The following is a 17,293-nucleotide window of genomic DNA, read 5'->3' on the forward strand; positions in this document are numbered from 1 at the left end:
CTTGTTAACAGACACAGATGCTTACTAAATTTTCTTATCAACCATAAGGCCAACAAAATCAGTCATTGCCGCATAAATATCCAACAGCTTTTTAGAAGGAATCTCTCGAATCGTCTCATGAGTTGAATCATCCACTACTGTTACATAATATTCATTTAACTTCTCATGAAACTCGAATTTTAGGGATGTATATGCAGGCTGTAGAAACTGATTCAACCCCTTCACAACCTGCTCAAGTTTTTCCTTCTCCTTAGGATTAAGAAATTTTCCATTTTCATCTGACGGTTGTTTATTTTGAGATGACGAGGCCTGCGTACTGTTCTGTTTACTTTCTAATGTTGAATTTGTCTGAGGTGTGGAGACGCCAATTTTATGTGAAATGTGATCTAGCATTCTAGTTCCCCCAAATACTATTTATTTTTATATCGGAGTCTATTCTATTTTTTTTAGTGTAGATAGTTCAGACTTAGGAAAATGATGCAGATGAAAGTGATATTCACTTATTTAAGAAAAATATATTAAATCCGATATATAGATATACAGCAAAAATTTCAAATCATTTAACAACTATTCAGGGAGTGTCATTTTCCAGTTTGCTTTTAATGACTATATAAATTTACACCCAACAGCAATATTGTCTTTTACTGAAACACTCAGTGGGTGTATTCAGATAAAAACCGTTTGAAATCTAATTCTTTTACAAACCTTAATCGCAAAGGAGAACACAGATGAGAATCACCGGCTTTTCAGGATTTGATACCGAATCTATGATAAAGGAATTAATGACTGCTCAAAGAAAACCACGTGAAAAACTAACCCAACAAAAACAACTTGCGGATTGGAAAATGGACGCTTATAGAGAAGTAAACACAAAAATCTCAGAATTGCGAAATATGATGCAGGATATGCGATGGCCAAGCGCGTTTAAAAAATCATCTACCGAATCCACTAATTCTGGAGTGGTCGCTGCTACAGTTATAGGAAGTCCATCCTTGACAACTTATGAAATAAAAGATGTAAAACTGGCAACGCAAGATACAACCAACACAGTGAAGTTCTTTACATCTGGAATCACCGACCCGGCTGTAACAAAATTGACGGATGCTGCAGTAGGTTTGACGGACGGGGATACTATCACCATAAACGATAAATCTTATAGAGTTACTGCAGATTCAACAATAAACGACTTGATAAATGCGTTTGGAACTTCATCTAAGGTCAAGGTTTCATACTCTGTGACAGAAAAATCTATAACAATTGATAGTTTAGGTAAAGGCGCAGCGGCACAAGCAATAAATATCTCATTTTCTAATACAGATGTTGCTAATAGGTTTGCGGGTAAATTGCACATCAAAGCTGGAACAGTAAGTAATACCAGCAACACTTATGCAACTACAACGCCCGATACAAATATTTCATCTGTACAGAGCACAATTAAAGCTCAAGCCCAAGCCACCATCAATGGAATTATATACAAATCTGATACAAACTCCATAAGCTATGATGGAGTTAGATTTGATTTAAAAATGACAACCACAACTGGTACCACACCAATAACAGTGACTCAAAAGCAGGATAGTACTGCTGTTTTTGAGTCGGTTAAGAAATTTATCAATACGTATAACGGCATTGTTGACGACTTGAATAAACTGGTTGGCGAAAGAAAAGCTCGTGATTATAAACCCTTATCAGATGAGCAAAAGGAGGCGATGAGTGAAGATGAGATCAAACGTTGGGAAGCTAAAGCAAAGGAAGGATTGTTAGGTAGAGATTCAGTCATCAGTAATTTATTGTTTAAAATGCGGTATGCCACAAACAATCCCGTAGTCACCATAGATGATTATGGATCAACATCAGCAAGTGTTGCTGATATTGGTCTTGGTTTAGCAGATAGTTGGCAGGACAACGGGAAAATAAAGCTAGATGAAACAAAGTTAAAATCGATGATAGAAACTGATATTACTAAAGTAATCGACGTCTTTTCAAAATCTACTAATAATATAACTGAGTCTACAGAAGCTGCTAAAAAAACTACACAAAATACAGAGAAATTCGAACAAAGTGGTATTGCTGACCGTTTGTTTGATCAATTAGAAGCAACCATGAAACAGTTAGGACAACAGGCGTTAAATGGACCTTCAAGTACAATAGGCAAACAAATTAACCAGTTAGATAACAAAATAACGGAATTTGATAAACGTATGATTGCTATAGAAAATCGATATTATCGTCAATTTAGCGCGATGGAAAAGGCTTTATCTCAAGCTAATAGCCAGAGTAGCTGGTTAGCTGGTCAATTAGGCGGAATGAGCTGAAATAGGTCAATTAAACGTTTAATATTAGCGTAGAGGGAAAGAGACTCTGGCAAGTGCCAGAGTTTCCTGCTTATTATGTATAGAGGTCATCAATGGGCCAAGAAATATTCAAATAATTTCCGACAGAAGTCTTGCACGATTTCTGCTGTATCAGGGTTTCATAATGCAAGGAGTTAATTCACCCTATACTAAGAAACAAAGAAGCATACAGACTAATCAGAATAAATCAGATGCTCTAAATCCAAAAAAGCTCATCTTTGGAAATAGACAGCTCCCTTTTGGCAATCCACAGGATGTAATACCTTACCACCAAACAAACACTTAATGCGGGAAACAATTATGTTCAAATGGCGGCTAATATTAAAATTTTTCTTAGACAATTCTTCTAAAGCAATCGCCGAAATAGCACTTACCACTTTTTTGACGATTAGAATTGCTTCGCTTACGAGATTCGTATGGTTCTTAGAAAATTCATATAAACTTTTAGGCGCTATTAATCTTTTTGTTGATGGTTGAAATAGCATAGCCCTCCTTCATCAAATGTTCCTTGTATTGCATAAATGAGAAGGATGCCGCATTTCTCAAAATGGCAGGCTTGAAACATTCCCTTGGATGTACTAGACTTGCATTTAAGCTCCCAATGTGGCAGATGTTAATGGCAGTCGGCTGATTCTTTATGTCCAAACAACCAACGACAAATTATTCACGATCCACATCACCTAAGAATTGCTTCAACAATTGATGGCCATCTTCTGAACTTCGAACACAGCGATCTTTGTACAGTATGCTAGATTCCTTTACTAGCTTTAGACTAACAATGTCCACTCGCTTTGCAGGCTTTTTCTCCATTTCCATTTTACTTTCAAGTAGTTCCATTTGTTTTACAGGTTTCATTGAGTATTGATTCATTTTTTCTCCTCCTAAAATAGAAATAGCCCCTACTTCGATGATTGCAGTAGAGGCTTAGAACGTTTGTTTCTTGGACATCAGGTGCTCACACAACAACACGTACGTTCTATAATTATAATATTTCTGAATATCTATTTATTACTTGTTATGGATTTTTTGTTACTTGAGTTTCTACATGGATACGAGATTCCGCAGCAGTTAGGTTTTAAGAAGATGTGTTTAGGTTGTTGATTGTGTGTTCTAAACGATTTTAATTCACGCATACGTTGCAAGATATCATGTTTTTCGTTTAATGCACCTTCAGCTGTTTGAAGCAATGAAATAAAATCTTGAGCATTTTTACTTACTTGATTTAACCCACGAATTTGTCCGCGCATTTTTCGGGAACGTATTATGAAGATCAAAACTCCATATAGACAATTTGTTGTCGAGAATGAGAGTGCATAACAAAAGAGACCCTAGGTACATTTCCTAGTGTCTCTTCTACTCTATTTACAATTATTGGATAACAAGATTGTAAGTCGTAGGACTTCCATCTTCAGCAATTGCACTCACTTCCATTGGTGAAGCTCTTATAGTTGTATCATTAGTAACTTCTGTTACTCCTGGAGCGTTAGCAGCATCAGAATAAATTTTAAGGCTACCTTTTCCATCATCGACGGAAAGGCTCGCTTTTATTTGACCTGCTGTTTTCCCATTAGCAACAATTATCTCGTGGTCTTCATTAATTACTGCTCTAACGACTGAGTTTTCTGCTGCAGTAGCTAAGACTGCATCTTCCAGAGTTATAATGTCAGTTGATGACAGAGACACATTACCAGCTGGATCAACTCCATATACGTTGTATTCACCTGCCAACAACCCTGATGTTGCTTAGTCAGCTGCTGTAACAGCAGCCTTACTTGCTGATCCACCTCAATTTTTTCAGCAACATAAAAATTTAAAAATTAGGCACCAGAGAACTTAACAAAGCCTTTTACTCCCTTGCATTAACTCAGATGGCTGGTAAATTTAGTATTTAGCATTGTAAAAATAAAAACACCTTACAGGGAGCCCATTATACACAAAGAGAGTGCATAATGGAGAACCAAGGAATTTTATAAACAGCCAAGTTTAGTACAAAAAAAGAAAGACAGAAGCATCAAAGCTCCCGTCTTTCCTAAATTAAGTAATTACTTGATTACTTTAGATGTTAATGTAACAACTTTAAACTTAATTACCTTATTATTACTATCTACCTCGTAGAGTGCAACATATTTATTTGTCGTTGTATTAACTCCAGTGATATCAGCACCAGTAATATATTCAGCAGCAGGACTGGCTGGAGCCGCTGATAAATATTGTGGAGCAGCGATAGTATCAGTTAGAACTTGATACATCAATTTGTTTCCAGACGCAGGTACCGTATAGAATTTCACTCCCGCAGTAGTTCCAAGTACAGGAGTAGCTTTCAACTCAGCTGCATTGATAACTTGAGTTACAGCAGTAGCATTAGTAAATCCGTTAGCTTCTACAGCAATAGTGTTACTGCCAAGTGGTAACTTTCCAGCTTTAATGGTAATTTTTCCATTTGATGCAGTATAATCAATTTTATTTTTTAGCACTGCACTATTTACAGTAACCTTTGTAATACTTTGTGCAAATAACTTCGTAGTGTCAGTAAAAGTAATATCGATTGGCTTATCAAAATTGTTAGCCGTGTTATCTGCTGTAAAAGTAAGTGCAGGTGCAAGGTTGATTGCTTGACCAGCAGGAGTAGAAGAGAATGTATTCCCAGCTTTGTCTTCCGCCTCAACTATTATCGTTTTTCCACCTAACGCATAAGGGAGTTTAATGTTAAAAGTCCCTCCTGTCTTAGCTTTCTTAGCAACGGTCGATGCAATTAGCTTTTTTGGATTGCCAGCTTCATACACAGAAACCTTAGTATCTGGATTAGCTTTTCCAGTCAATAGAGCAACATCAAATGAAGCAGTTGTAAGAGTTTGGTCTAGAGAATATCCTAATTGTGCTTCGCCTGGAGCCCAAGCTTCTTCACCTTTCAATGTAGCAAAGGGTGATGTTTTTTGACCTGCAGTCACAACAAGGTTTGAATAAACCATGTTTTTGTAATCAACAGATTCGTCTACCCCAACTGTACCAGTATTATCAGGAATATCTTTACCTTCAACAGTTAAGTTATACTTTCCTGCTGGAACAAATAATTCAAACTTGCCTGTCGTTGCTGCAGTTGTAGTCTCCCAAGTAGTAGTACCGTTAGAGGCTTTAACTGTAACACCAGCTAATGGAGTTGTACCATCAGCGGCATAGACTACATCAGATAATAAACCGGTTGTAGCAGGGCTAGCTGTTGTAGGTTCAACTAGTACCAGAGTAGCTTTAGATGGTGATTTACCTGTTTTATCTTCTTTAACTGTCACTTTGGTGTTGATCGTATTTGATGAACCTTTTGAGACTTGTAAAGTATAAACACCCGGAGCTAAAGCACCACTTTTGAATGTACCAGAGTTGTCTGTCACTGTTTGGTTTGACGGTGCAGTTACAGTTGCACCATTACTGTCCTTAATCGTAACAGTTGCTGCATTCACAACGCTTTTTTTATCATCATCAAGAACTTTTAATTCAATGTCTCCCTTGCCATCAGTAGGGTCTATAATAGATGCAAGCGCAGCAGTACTTGGAACAGCAACTGCTACAGCAAGTGCTGCAGCTATAAATTTCTTTGAATATGGAAATCTATTTTTCATCATTAATCCTCATTTCATACTTTTATTTATTATTCCTGTTGTATTTACCTTTGAAAGAGACTCATGAAAGAGTCTCTTCAAATGCTAATTATTAACGTAATAATTGAAGTACGCCCTGAGGCTGTTGGTTAGCTTGAGCAAGCATTGCTTGTGCTGCTTGGCCTAAGATTGAGTTCTTTGTTTGGTTCATCATTTCTTTCGCCATGTCTACGTCACGGACACGAGATTCCGCAGCAGTTAAGTTTTCAGAAGATGTGTTCAAGTTATTGATTGTATGCTCAAGTCTGTTTTGCTTAGCACCCAACTGAGAACGCTCATCCGATACTAATTTGATTGCTGCATCAAGAGTCGCTACTGCTTCTGTAGAAGTAGCTGAATCTGCTCCTAGGTCAATACCATCAACACCTAACGCTGCTGATTGCATATCTGCGAATGTCACATCAATGGTTTGAGTAGTATTAGCACCGATTTGGAATGTGAAAGTCCCACTGTTCCCACCAGTTGTATCCAAAAGGTTCATTGTATTGAATTGTGTTGTTGTCGCAATGCGGTCAATTTCAGCGATAAGGTCAGCGTTTTCCTTCTGGATCTGCGCTCTGTCATCAGCTGTATTTGTATCATTGGATGATTGAACAGCTAATTCGCGCATACGCTGAAGGATGTCATGCGTTTCGTTAAGAGCTCCTTCACCTGTTTGGATCATAGAGATTCCATCTTGAGCGTTACGAGAAGCTTGATCTAAACCGCGGATTTGCCCACGCATTTTTTCAGAGATTGCTAGACCTGCTGCATCATCACCAGCACGGTTGATACGAAGACCTGAAGATAATTTCTCCATTGATTTGCTTTGTGCATTAGTAGCACTGTTCAACTGACGATGTGTGTTAAGCGCTGCGATATTGTGATTAATTCTCATTTTAATTTTTCCTCCTTGAGTTCGGTTCCCACATCCATGTGGTTATTGACTGAAAAATAACAAAGTCGGCCGCCTTGTGTTCTTTATTCAGCTTTACATAACTAATATCGACATGTTCTTGGATTTATTTAGTAATTAATACAAATTTATTTATTTTTTTTAGAAAAAAAGGAACTAAAGTTATCTAAATTATTCCTTTTCGTATTTACAGCCTTATTGTTTTCTTCCTGGATCGATACATAGATTTCTTTACGGTGGATTTCTATGTTCTTTGGAGCATTAATCCCCAATTTTATTTGCTCACCATCAACAGCCAGCACTACCACTTCAATATCATCACCAATCATGATAGATTCGTTTACTTTCCTGGTTAACACTAGCATTTATTTTTCCTCCTGTTCTTGAGGAGAAGAAAATAATTGATGTTTAGTTATGTAAGGACTTCCGCTCATGATAAATTGTTTAGCTTGGTTATTTTGGAGGTTCAATATGACAGGCGCCTGCAGGTTGGCAGTTGTTTTACTGAAGGGTTCTTCCACAGTCAGTATCGTAAAAACCGAAACATCTTTTTCAGACTGAATATCTAATAAGTCTATAACTTCCTTTGATAAAACTATCTCATAGTCAGGGAAAAATGCGAATGGGCTTGTAATTATAAACGCCACCTGTTCATTCTTAATAGATTGAAGGGAAAGCAGCGGAGTGTCCTCAATCGGAAAAAGATAGAATTGCTTTTCATCCAAAAAACCGGGAATCCCTGAGCTGAAATGAATGATTTTGTCTTTATCTATTTCTTGCTCGCCATGAAACTTTGTATTTACATTCATTTTTTATTTATCTCCTATTCACTTTTTTCTGGAAACAAATTAATAAAATCTATGTCCAGTGTGTTCTTTTCCAAAACTTCGACCTTTGTATGTCCAGGAGTATATTCATGTACAGGCTTTCTAATCTCCACTTCTATAATTGGTTTTTGCGGAGTAATCCGTATATCTACCTTTGCTGGTTCATAGGCCAGTTTTACGCTATTGTAGGAAGGAATCCACCCAATGTTAAACGGTACCATGGGCTTTTCTGAGTTTTCCTTCGTCTGAATAGCAATTGGATTTCCTTTGTTCTCAATTTCCATCATTTCTCTTCCCTGCAGAGCTCTTCTTTCCATTCCCTTCAGCCAATCTTGATAGCCATTTTGAGCAAATTCTTCAATGCGTTTGGCAATACTTTTCAAGTCTATATCTTCACGGGCTTTGGTCTGGTCAATGGTCAGCTTGCTAGGTGACGTCCGGATTTCTATTAAGGCCTGTGGCTGTTGAATCGATTGTTTAGCCTGCGGCTGTTCAATCTGTTGAGTCGCTTGCTGAATATCCAGGCCCGTTTTAATGAAATTAGACTGGAGCCGTATTTGTGGCAATTGCATCCTTTCACCTCATTTACAAAAAAAAGCTATCCATAGATAGCTTATCTTAAAAAATCTAATAATGTCGGTTGTATAATCCTGGATCCAACACTCAATGCTGCACGGTGCACGCTTTCCTGTGTAGTGAGTTCCATGATCGTTTTCTCTACATCCACGTCTTCATTGTCAGAAAGAATGCGTGTAGAAAAAACCTCCTGCTGTGACAGCCTGTCTTCCATCAACTCTACACGATTCTGTTTCGCTCCTACATGTGCTCTTGCTAACAGAAACTTGTTTATGTTTTCATCGACGGTTGCCAACATAGTTGCTATGTCCGCAGTATTATTTTGCAGTTTATCCAGCAATTCAGGTATATCGGTATCAATCAAACCAGGGAAGAGTTCCGCTCCCGATAAATTAGCCTGGATCTTAATTCCGGAAAAAACCTCAATATTAATGGCACCAGAATCATAGACCATGCTTTCAGATGGGGGAACATTCGTGTTTCCCCCGTTAAAAATGTACTTTCCGCCTACCTGTGTGTCACCGATATTTTTCAGATGCTGCTGTAATTGTTTAATTTCTTCTGCAATATGGCCTCTCTGATCTGCAGTCAATGTGTCACTGCTTGCTTGGACCGTGAGCTCCCTTATTCGCTGGAGTGCTGTCACCCCTTCATCGACTGCCGCATCCGTACTCTCGATCCAATTCCTAACCTCAGCTATATTGTTAGTATATTGCTCGATACGGTTTAAATCCGTTCTGTAATTCATACCCATAATTGCAGCTACAGGGTCATCGGATGGCTTTGTGAATTTTTTCTGAGTGGAAAGCTGGTCTTGCAATTTCCCCATTCTATCGTAGCTATTACTCAGGTTGCGAAGCATATTATTGGATAACATCGATTGAGTTACACGCATTTATTCCACCCCTATCTGCCAACTACGCCCATTCCATTAATAATTTTATCCAGCATTTCATCAATCATGGTAATTTGTCTCGCGGATGCATTATAAGCATGCTGAAATTTAATCATGTTGGTCATTTCTTCATCCAAAGACACAGCACTGACGGATTGACGATTCTGTTCTACGGAATCAGCCAGAACTTTTGAATTCTTGCTGTTCTTTTCTGCACTTTGTGAATTTACTCCGAGACTGCCGATTAAGCCGGAGTAAAAGGTATCAACACTCCCAGTCAGTCCTTCAGGTATTTCAGATTCATACTTAATGAAACTTTTCCCTTTTAAATCAGCTAGAATGTGAGCATTGCCATTATCACCTGATGCTCCATTGCCCAGTCCAACTGCTAAAAGATCCGGATTATCTAAAATGGTTTGTGATACTGCTATCGTTTTTGCAGCATCCTCTTCAGTAAAGGTAAAAAAGTCTAGATTCGAAGGAGACGAACCACCCAGAGAGTATCCTTCCGAATGTATACGATTAAATTCATTTGCAAACGCTGTTGCCATTTTATTAAGGTTTTCAATCATCTCAGGAAAATACCCTTTGTCGCCATCTGCAGTCTTATATCCATAACTGGTGATCAAACCCTCTAATTGACCAGAGAATCGAAGGTCAGAAATGGATTGTCCACTTGTAAATTTCATTTCCGTAATAAAACCGTTATCTGAATTCACTGCCACAGTGTTCACTCCGATTATGCCTGATGATTTACTTACGGACACCAAATTGATCGGCGGGCTGTACGACCTTGCGTCATTTTGAACGAGCTCGATGTTATACAATCCTTCTGCAATAGCATTTGGGTTGCCATATTCTATAGGAATAACGCTCGTGACCTTTACATTTACGATAGAGGACAGATTATCAACTAGCAAATCACGCTGATCATAAAGATCATTAGGGATATAACCGTTCGGTTCAACTGCTGCGATTTGCTGATTAATATTATGGATATTGGAAATAAGATTGTTGATTTCGTTTACCTTCACATCAATCTGGGCACCGATGTCCTCTTTGATACGTGTCAATGAATTATAATAGTAATTTAACGTATCGGCTACCATTTGTCCTGAAGATACTACTACATCCCGTGCCCCGGCATTTTCTGTATGACTGGCAAGAGTTTGTAAGGAATTCCAGAACTTTTCTAAAGTAGCGTGCAATCCGCTGTCAGTAGGTTCATTCATGATTTCTTCCATCTTTGTGAGAGATTCACTCAATGTACCATAATAACCGACCTTGTTGTTTTCGACTCGATACTGTGCATCCAGGAACGCTTCACGTACACGCTGCACAGAACCTGCTTCCACTCCAGTCCCTATTTGTCCGGGTATTTTTGGGTTATTCATCCCAACCGATGGGTAAGGGGATGTTTGATTAAAATTCACTCTCTGGCGTGAAAACCCTGGTGTGTTTGCATTTGCAATATTATGGCCCGTAGTATATAAAGCACTCTGTTGAGTAACCATCCCCCTCCGTGCTGTTTCCAATCCCATAAAGGTTGAGCGCATGCTGGTACCTCCGTTTTAATAGTGTCTTTTAAGCTCTGGAATCAAACATGCTGTTAGAAGGCTGGCGTTTTTGCCCAGCAGGTTTACCATAATTAAATGTCTGGCTTTGCGGTCGAAGCATGTCCAAAGACAAATTAATGAATTGCAATGACTGATAGACAAGCTGCTGGTTGAGCTGGTTTTGCTCTTTAAGCTGCGCAGCTTCTTCAATCAATTCTTCTTTTAATCTATCTAAATCTTCCGCATGGGAAGTCGACGATAATTCAATAACAGTTGTAATGGTCGCTGGCCCAATTGCCCGCCCTTTGTTTTGCAGGAAGGCTTCAACCGCTGTTTGCCTATCCCTTTCAGTCATCTCAATTGCTTTTATATGTTTTTGCTCATCTATCAACAGCTGGTTGAGGGCTCCGGTGTCCCCTTTCTTGATGATATCCGTCTTCTTAGCGGCAAGGCTGTTTAAGCTTTTATGCAGCTTGATCAGCATTTCCAACGCTGTTTTGATGTGTTCGGCAGACATTCCTTTACCCCCTCAGCTATTTTTAATTTGGTTTGGTAAATTTTTTTGTAGCAATTTTCTCTATTTTTTTAAGTAAAAATCTACAATGCCTTTGGCGGTTTCTTTGGAATTCAGCTTATATGTTCCGTTCTCCACCTGAAGTTTTAAAGCTTCCACCTTGGCCTGTCTCTCAGCAGGTATTTGTGTGCTTTGCTGGAGCTCCTTTGCTGCTGTTGAGATTTCTAATTTATCTGCTTTGTTTACGCTGGTTGCGTTCGATTTGTGTACTTTGTTAAGCTGACGATTATAGGGGTTAATCCCTGAAGGTCCAAAGTTATTTATCTTCATACTGCAACCCTCTCTTTCGATCGATTTGTTTCTCCCTAAAGCTATTATCGGCGACCAGTAAAAAATTTTCATATTTTTTTCAACTTTTTTATTGACAAGTTTTGCTATCAATTGTCGAATTAGGTATATCCAACCGAGACTTTTATCACAAAAAAAACTGCAAGGAATCCTTGCAGCACGATTAGTTAATGACGAGCGAAATAAGTAGCCTTTTTTTCCTTTTCTTCTTGTCTAATCTTTTGTATATTCTCAACCTTCTTTAGTTCCGTTTGCAAGTCACCGCTACAGCTGTTACAAAGCCTTCCGTCCCTCGATATATTTCCACATTTTTCGCATGGCACCCCAAGATTCGGGAATTGAGAGGTTCGGAGCCGACCTTTCCTGACAAATTTAATAATTAAACCCTCATCAACCCCAGTGCCTTCCACAACGTGGTCAATGGTGGCCGTCCGGTTTTCTCGCTTTCGTATAAACTGATAAACCGTTTCAAATGCCTTTTCTTCTTCTTTATAACAAGCATCACATACATCACGAAATTGATTCCTGACAAACAGCGCGTCGCAGTTTGGGCAATTCGATAATTCCATCATTATATCCCCTTTACTTAACCCGTTATATATATTTTATATCGAATATAATGGATAGATATTTAGGGGTCATTGGCTCTTTTCTTCTTACCTTGCCAGAGTTATTGATGTAATTTCCTGCGCACCTGCGTGAACAAGAGCCTTTGCAGCATGCCTCAGGGTCGACCCAGTGGTATAAATATCGTCAATTAATATGATTTTCTTGCCTTCTATCTTTTGCTTATCCATTACTTGAAAGACCTGTGAAATGGAGATTCGCTCTTCACGGGACTTTTTCGACTGCTTTTCACTATGTAACCTGGAAAGGACATTGGCGGCTTCAATCCCTGCCGCTGCAATCAGAGCTTCCGCCTGGTTAAACCCTCTTTCAATTAGCCGTTCGTTACTTAACGGAATCGGGACTATTAGCGCATTTTTCATTTTTGTCAATTTCGGCAGTAAAAATGGTACAAAAGCTTCAGCAAGCGCATAATCCCCACGATATTTAAATGTTGCGATAATCTCTTTTAAAAAATCATTATAATGAAAAAACGACTCATTCTTCTTTAAATATCCCTTCCACTCTGAATCGTTTTCCCACCTCACGCAATCAAGACACTTTCCTTCACTTTGGTATCTCTCATCCAATTCCCTTGAACAGCTGGTACAGCGTTTTCCGCTGATAAATTCTAACTTCCCTTGGCACTCCTCACAGATTTTCCGTACTTCGTCATACCAAATGCTTTTCCAGGTAAATACATGTTTGATCTCATTATTACAGAACAAGCAAATTAGTCGTCTAATCATCAATCAAACCCCGGTTTCGAGCTTCTCTGTTCATCCCTTCGATATGGGAAACAGCCTTAATCATTTCAATACTTTTTCCGTAATGAAAGAACATGACATCCCCTGTAGGCTTAGCTGCATTCCTCCCCACGCGTCCAGCAATCTGTACCAATGCACTTTCTGAAAAGATAGAATGCTCTGATCCGATCACAGCTACATCCAGCTTGGGTATGGTTACACCTCTTTCCAAAATGGTTGTCGTCAGCAGCCCCGGGACTTTCCCCTCCCTCAAAACCATTACCTTCTCCTTCCTCTCAGGGTCCTCCGAATGTACGACTTGTAATTCACTCTGGAGTTGACGGAATAAAGGGAGGACCGACTCCATAATTTTGATACTCGGAAAAAATAGCAAAAAGGGAATTTCATGTTCCAATCGCTTCTTCATCCACTCTCTTACCATCGGAGGGATCGTTTTCTTTTTAAACTGCTTTTCCCAATTACCGCACCATTTCAATTGCGGAACGGGTATGGAATGCCTGTGAAAGCGGGCTGGAATTGTGACACCTGCAAGCTTTGCTGATTTGTATAAGTTCTGCATGCTTTTAGAGGGGGTAGCGGTTAAATAAATGGTTGTAGAGGTTTTCTTTTTCGCTTTCTGAACGGCGTATTGGAGGGAGGTGTCCATCGAATAGGGGAAAGCATCGACTTCATCGATGATGATTACATCAAATGCATTTTGAAATCTGAAGAGCTGGTGAGTGGTGGAGATGGTAAGAGGTGCAAAAAGATGACGGTCTTCGCTTCCTCCAAATAATGAAGCTACAGGAATATGCGGGAATGCTTGTTTCAAACGGGGAGTAAGTTCAAGTACTACGTCAGTACGAGGTGTAGCGATGCAAATCCTTTTATCCTGAAACAGGGCTGCTTCAATGCCTTTAAACAGGACTTCCGTTTTACCTGACCCACATACGGCCCAGACCAGCAGCTCGGAATCAGCAACTACTGCTTGAACCACCGCATCTGAAGCAGTCTGTTGCCCAGCAGACAATTTCCCGTTCCAGACCATTACATTCATAGGAATGTCAAAGACGGCTTCAGGCCCAGTCCAGGTGTACAGCCTGGAACATTGGCTGACCCTGCCCAACATTATGCAGGAGCGGCAATAGGTGCAGCTTTTCCCGCATCTGGCACAAGGAAATGAATAAAACATGGCCTGTTTCTCATTCCCGCAGCGCAGGCATCGCACTCCGTATTTCTCCTGTATAACACCGGCAGTTGCAGCAACCATTCCATGATTCAGGTGCTCTTTCACTAATTCTTGTTCAAAAGGAATTTCTTCAATTAAAAGGGAACGTCCGGATAAATGTTTTTGAAGCTCTTTAGAGTACGGATGAGAGGGGATTGGTGATTCGGTGGATACTAAATCTTTTTCTAAGACTCTCAATAAACAGCCTCCTTTCGCCTTTATATATTCTGCAAATATTAAAAATATCCTGCAAACAAAAAACGCCGAACTGTGCCCTAGTTGACGGACAATCTAATAAAAGTACCTAAGCTGCTAGTAAATGACCCCGTATTGTGCCAAGACGACTTCAGTTATCTTAGTGCTAGCTTGGGGAATAGGCTTTTATATTTCTAATGAGCAAATCACCGCTGGACTAGTTGGTTTTGTTATTGGACTTATATTAAATTTATTTATGTTCTTATTAAATTCCTTTTCCCATGTACCAAAAATTATGCTCAGAAGATAGAGCCCGTCCAAACGGAAGGGCTTTTTAATTTAAAAATAATTCACCAATTGATGGTTTTTCATGAAACAAATGCAAACCATACTCCGTTTAAAGAATTGTAAACAAATTAAGGGAGATGGTACAAATGAAAAGATGGAAATCTGTAACCGCATCAGTTATTACTGCATCCGTAATAATGATGAGTATTCCTTCAGTTATTGGAGCACAGGAAAATCTCAATTATTCAATCTTTACTATGCCGAAAGCCGGCTTGCTTAAGGTAGGTTCTCATGGTTCAAATGTGAAAATTCTTCAAAGAGCCCTGAACAAGGTGATTAAGTCTGGATTAGCTATTGATGGAGTATATGGCCCTAAAACAAAGTCTGCAGTACTTACATTTCAAAAAAAGTATAAGAATCTAAAGGATACAGGTATATACGACCGTAGTACACATGCAGAGCTTTCAAAAAAGGTTAATTCATTTGGCTTTTCGAACGGTGTGTTGAAAGAAGGAAGTCGCGGAGATGCAGTTAGATCCTTACAAAAAGGGTTAAACAATGTCGGATTCAAACTGGTAGTAGATGGTGAATATGGTCCAAAAACTAAAGCTGCAGTTTTAAAGTTCCAAAGTCGCTACCCCGATGTTAAGGACACTGGTATGTTTGATACAGCAACAAAAAATTTGCTAGATAAAGCATTGAATGATTGATTCTTTAAAAAAGTTATAAGCCCCTCCAAATGGAGTGGCTTTTTATATTGACTTAAGCTCCTCATCAATGCGTCAGCGCAACTTTTATCCTTAAATGCGCCTACCTGGACACGATAAAGTTTGTCTGGGGCTGCAGCTTTCACTGCCTTCTCTTTTTGGGGCAGACCCAAGGACTTAGCCGGCAGTGAAATCCTTGTTTTTCCTGTATCAATCCTGCAGATATAGAAACCATTCCATGATCAAGATGTTCATGAAGTAGTTTATGATCAAAGGGAATTTCATCAATCAAGAGGGAACGTCCGGATAAATGGTTTTGAAGCTCCTTGGAATAAGGGATTTTAAGGGGAGAATTGATTCGGTGAACCCTACATTACTTTCAAATATTTTCAATAAACAGCCTCCTTTCGCCGTTATATATTCTGCATACATCTTCAAATATCCTTCCAACAAAAAAAACGACCTACCAAACGGCAGGACGCGATGATTATTTTACTTTATACCAGCCAAGCCCCATGGCGCCTTCACCAAGATGCGTCCCAATGACAGGCCCAAAATAGCCGATGTCAAATTGCACATTAGGAAGCTGGGCCTCGATTTCCGCTCTCCAGGCTTTTGCCTCTTCTTCCCTTTGTGCATGGATGATGACTGCTTTATACTGTCCACCCTTCGTAGCTTCGGCACTAAGCAGGTCCACAATCCGTTTCATTGCCCTTTTTCGCGTCCGGATTTTTTCATACGGAACAATTACTTTATCCTCAAATCGCAGGAGTGGCTTTACCTGCAATAGACTTCCTATTAGCGCCTGGGCACTGCTCAACCGGCCGCCACGCTGGAGATTTGAAAGGTCATCCACCATGAAGTAGGCATCAACAGAGTTCTTCATTTCGTCAAGGCGGGCCACAATTTCTTCCGGGCCTTTTCCTTCACCCGCCATTTGGGCTGCTTCAATGGCGTAAAAGCCTTGAACCATACAGCTTATTTCTGAGTCATAAGCGTAAACTTGAATGCCTTCTACCATATCTCCCGCAGAGATGGCTCCCTGATAGGTACCGCTTATCCCGCTTGATAAATGAATACTTACGACTGCATCGTATTCCTTGGCAAGACGCTCAAATAGCTGAACAAACTCTCCGATCGCAGGCTGGGATGTTGTCGGCAGCTGATCCTGCTTTTTAATTTCTTGAAAAAACTGATCCGCCGTCAGGTCCACTTCTTCCCTGTACTCTTCATTCCCCATGATTACATTCAAGGGGATCATATGTATATTTAGATGATTGCGAACGTCCTTCGGTATATATGCAGTGCTATCAGTAACAACTGCCGTTTTCATAAAATAAAACCATCCTTATAGAAATTTAATAATATTAAACATATGTAACATTTTATATGAAAATGCACGTGAATGCACTTAATTATTAACAGTGTCTTTGTTCATAAAAAAGCAGATATTATAAAAGATACTCGGTACAATCACTTTATACGAATACCCATCGAAGCAACAATCCTACCTTCAACACCTGAATCATCAGTGCACAGACGCCTATTTTATGCCACCCCGATGTATGATTTTTGCAATAAAAAAACAATCCAAGCAAAATAAAGATTACTTTTCTATCATTTCGATACCTATATACTCCGAAAGTTCGATAACCTTCCTCAAAATAGGGATCAAGATCCTATTTAGGTGCCTATTTGACTGATATTTGAAGCATATATACATATTTCTCGTAGGAAGGGCAACGTCATTGAAAGATGGCTACTCAAAAATTTAGGGACTAAATACTAATCGGACTATGCTAGCTAGTTACCGAAAAAGAAACCACTTTAAGTACGGTTCGGAGGAATCTTTTGGAAAAGTATAACTGTGATTTATTAACAAAAAAAGAAGAAGGATGTTTTTGT

The 17,293-nt window shown here is 39.3% G+C and carries 19 protein-coding genes, 2 pseudogenes and 1 riboswitch; of the genes and pseudogenes, 2 read left to right on the forward strand and 19 right to left on the reverse strand.

Translation table 11 applies throughout. The annotated features are described in order from the left end of the window. Window positions 1-24 precede the first annotated feature (24 nt). Complete coding sequence (gene flaG / locus V1500_RS22615) at window positions 25-393, reverse strand: flagellar protein FlaG (protein WP_409302822.1); 369 nt, start codon at window positions 391-393, stop codon at window positions 25-27. 335 nt (window positions 394-728) lie between these two features. Here flaG and fliD point away from each other — a divergent pair, with 335 nt between their 5' ends. Further along, window positions 729-2,315: a flagellar filament capping protein FliD gene (gene fliD, locus V1500_RS22620; protein WP_409302823.1), complete on the forward strand. Its 1,587-nt coding sequence runs from the start codon at window positions 729-731 to the stop codon at window positions 2,313-2,315. A 251-nt stretch (window positions 2,316-2,566) separates the two neighbouring features. Here the strand turns inward: fliD and V1500_RS22625 are convergent, their stop codons facing one another. The 16 genes and pseudogenes from V1500_RS22625 to V1500_RS22700 form a co-directional block, all read right to left on the reverse strand. Then, window positions 2,567-2,839: a hypothetical protein gene (locus tag V1500_RS22625; protein ID WP_409306119.1), complete on the reverse strand. Its 273-nt coding sequence runs from the start codon at window positions 2,837-2,839 to the stop codon at window positions 2,567-2,569. A gap of 43 nt (window positions 2,840-2,882) precedes the next feature. Further along, a pseudogene (locus tag V1500_RS22630) lies at window positions 2,883-3,164 on the reverse strand (JAB domain-containing protein); the annotation flags it as partial. A 311-nt stretch (window positions 3,165-3,475) separates the two neighbouring features. Beyond that, window positions 3,476-3,610: pseudogene (locus V1500_RS22635) on the reverse strand (flagellin); the annotation flags it as partial. Window positions 3,611-3,722: 112 nt separating this feature from the next. Beyond that, the gene (locus V1500_RS22640; RefSeq protein ID WP_409302825.1) at window positions 3,723-4,085 is read right to left on the reverse strand and encodes a hypothetical protein; all 363 of its coding nucleotides are present in this window, start codon (window positions 4,083-4,085) and stop codon (window positions 3,723-3,725) included. Window positions 4,086-4,396: 311 nt separating this feature from the next. Next, the gene (locus V1500_RS22645) at window positions 4,397-5,971 is read right to left on the reverse strand and encodes a carboxypeptidase regulatory-like domain-containing protein (RefSeq protein ID WP_409302826.1); all 1,575 of its coding nucleotides are present in this window, start codon (window positions 5,969-5,971) and stop codon (window positions 4,397-4,399) included. 88 nt (window positions 5,972-6,059) lie between these two features. Beyond that, the gene (locus V1500_RS22650) at window positions 6,060-6,884 is read right to left on the reverse strand and encodes a flagellin (RefSeq protein ID WP_409302828.1); all 825 of its coding nucleotides are present in this window, start codon (window positions 6,882-6,884) and stop codon (window positions 6,060-6,062) included. A gap of 146 nt (window positions 6,885-7,030) precedes the next feature. Then, on the reverse strand, window positions 7,031-7,267 hold the full coding sequence (gene csrA / locus V1500_RS22655; protein ID WP_409302830.1) for a carbon storage regulator CsrA: 237 nt from the start codon (window positions 7,265-7,267) through the stop codon (window positions 7,031-7,033). Further along, window positions 7,268-7,711 (reverse strand): flagellar assembly protein FliW, encoded by a 444-nt coding sequence (gene fliW / locus V1500_RS22660; RefSeq protein WP_409302832.1) that lies wholly within the window; start codon window positions 7,709-7,711, stop codon window positions 7,268-7,270. Window positions 7,712-7,725: 14 nt separating this feature from the next. Continuing rightward, window positions 7,726-8,301 (reverse strand): DUF6470 family protein, encoded by a 576-nt coding sequence (locus V1500_RS22665; RefSeq protein WP_409302834.1) that lies wholly within the window; start codon window positions 8,299-8,301, stop codon window positions 7,726-7,728. A gap of 41 nt (window positions 8,302-8,342) precedes the next feature. Beyond that, window positions 8,343-9,200 (reverse strand): flagellar hook-associated protein FlgL, encoded by an 858-nt coding sequence (gene flgL / locus V1500_RS22670; protein WP_409302835.1) that lies wholly within the window; start codon window positions 9,198-9,200, stop codon window positions 8,343-8,345. 11 nt (window positions 9,201-9,211) lie between these two features. Next, window positions 9,212-10,756, reverse strand: a complete 1,545-nt coding sequence (gene flgK, locus V1500_RS22675; protein WP_409302837.1) for a flagellar hook-associated protein FlgK — start codon at window positions 10,754-10,756, stop codon at window positions 9,212-9,214. Window positions 10,757-10,784: 28 nt separating this feature from the next. Next, complete coding sequence (locus tag V1500_RS22680; protein ID WP_409302839.1) at window positions 10,785-11,273, reverse strand: flagellar protein FlgN; 489 nt, start codon at window positions 11,271-11,273, stop codon at window positions 10,785-10,787. A gap of 60 nt (window positions 11,274-11,333) precedes the next feature. Then, a complete protein-coding gene (gene flgM / locus V1500_RS22685) occupies window positions 11,334-11,600 on the reverse strand; it encodes a flagellar biosynthesis anti-sigma factor FlgM (protein ID WP_409302841.1) in 267 nt (88 codons plus the stop codon). A 185-nt stretch (window positions 11,601-11,785) separates the two neighbouring features. Beyond that, a complete protein-coding gene (locus V1500_RS22690; RefSeq protein WP_409302843.1) occupies window positions 11,786-12,190 on the reverse strand; it encodes a TIGR03826 family flagellar region protein in 405 nt (134 codons plus the stop codon). 84 nt (window positions 12,191-12,274) lie between these two features. Beyond that, on the reverse strand, window positions 12,275-12,973 hold the full coding sequence (locus V1500_RS22695) for a ComF family protein (protein ID WP_409302845.1): 699 nt from the start codon (window positions 12,971-12,973) through the stop codon (window positions 12,275-12,277). Beyond that, window positions 12,966-14,396: a DEAD/DEAH box helicase gene (locus V1500_RS22700; RefSeq protein WP_409302847.1), complete on the reverse strand. Its 1,431-nt coding sequence runs from the start codon at window positions 14,394-14,396 to the stop codon at window positions 12,966-12,968. Before V1500_RS22700 ends, V1500_RS22695 begins: the two co-directional genes overlap by 8 nt. Before the next feature lie 431 nt (window positions 14,397-14,827). Here V1500_RS22700 and V1500_RS22705 point away from each other — a divergent pair, with 431 nt between their 5' ends. Next, on the forward strand, window positions 14,828-15,391 hold the full coding sequence (locus V1500_RS22705) for a peptidoglycan-binding domain-containing protein (RefSeq protein WP_409302849.1): 564 nt from the start codon (window positions 14,828-14,830) through the stop codon (window positions 15,389-15,391). Here the strand turns inward: V1500_RS22705 and V1500_RS22710 are convergent. Together V1500_RS22710 and V1500_RS22715 are read right to left on the reverse strand one after the other, a co-directional pair. Then, window positions 15,316-15,534, reverse strand: coding sequence for an SPOR domain-containing protein (locus V1500_RS22710; protein WP_409302851.1), 219 nt, complete (start codon window positions 15,532-15,534; stop codon window positions 15,316-15,318). The genes V1500_RS22705 and V1500_RS22710 overlap by 76 nt on opposite strands. A 341-nt stretch (window positions 15,535-15,875) precedes the next feature. Continuing rightward, window positions 15,876-16,721: a DegV family protein gene (locus V1500_RS22715; protein ID WP_409302853.1), complete on the reverse strand. Its 846-nt coding sequence runs from the start codon at window positions 16,719-16,721 to the stop codon at window positions 15,876-15,878. A gap of 395 nt (window positions 16,722-17,116) precedes the next feature. Next, window positions 17,117-17,203, forward strand: a riboswitch (cyclic di-GMP riboswitch). The last annotated feature ends 90 nt before the right edge of the window (window positions 17,204-17,293 follow it).

This window comes from Peribacillus sedimenti (assembly GCF_046237635.1).
Taxonomy (GTDB): domain Bacteria; phylum Bacillota; class Bacilli; order Bacillales; family DSM-1321; genus Peribacillus; species Peribacillus sedimenti.